The following is a 437-nucleotide window of genomic DNA, read 5'->3' as shown; positions in this document are numbered from 1 at the left end:
GGGAATTAGCAAATATATAACAGTAAAAGTAATTCCACAAGTTAAGGTTACTAAAGTTACAGTTAATGCACCAGATGGAAGTGGAAATGAAATAACGGATGGTGGAGCATTACAAATGACTGCAAGTTTTGAACCAACAGGGGCGACTAGTAAAAGTGTGACTTGGTCGGTAACTCCTGGAACAGGAAAAGCAACAGTTGATAGCAATGGGCTATTAAGCGAAGTATAAAATGGAACGGTTACTGTAAATGAAACTGCAACAGATGGATCAAAAGTTGTGGGAAGTCTGCCTATAACTATAAGTGGTAAAGTAGGGACAATAACTGTGACAGGAACAGGAAATATTTCTACAATAGTTATTCCAAATGGTACATTACAAATGCTAGCAACGGTGGGGCCAACAGATGCAGTTAATAAAGCAATAACTTGGTCAGTAA

The 437-nt window shown here is 38.0% G+C and carries 1 protein-coding gene; it reads left to right on the top strand.

From position 1 onward, the window contains the following. A partial coding sequence (locus tag D7Y15_RS43805; protein WP_199746081.1) for an Ig-like domain-containing protein occupies positions 1–229 on the top strand: 229 nt, incomplete at its 5' end. Positions 230–437 lie beyond the last annotated feature (208 nt).

The organism is Corallococcus sp. AB030, from assembly GCF_003668965.1.
GTDB lineage: Bacteria > Myxococcota > Myxococcia > Myxococcales > Myxococcaceae > Corallococcus > Corallococcus exiguus.
This window is presented reverse-complemented; position numbering and strand designations above follow the sequence as displayed.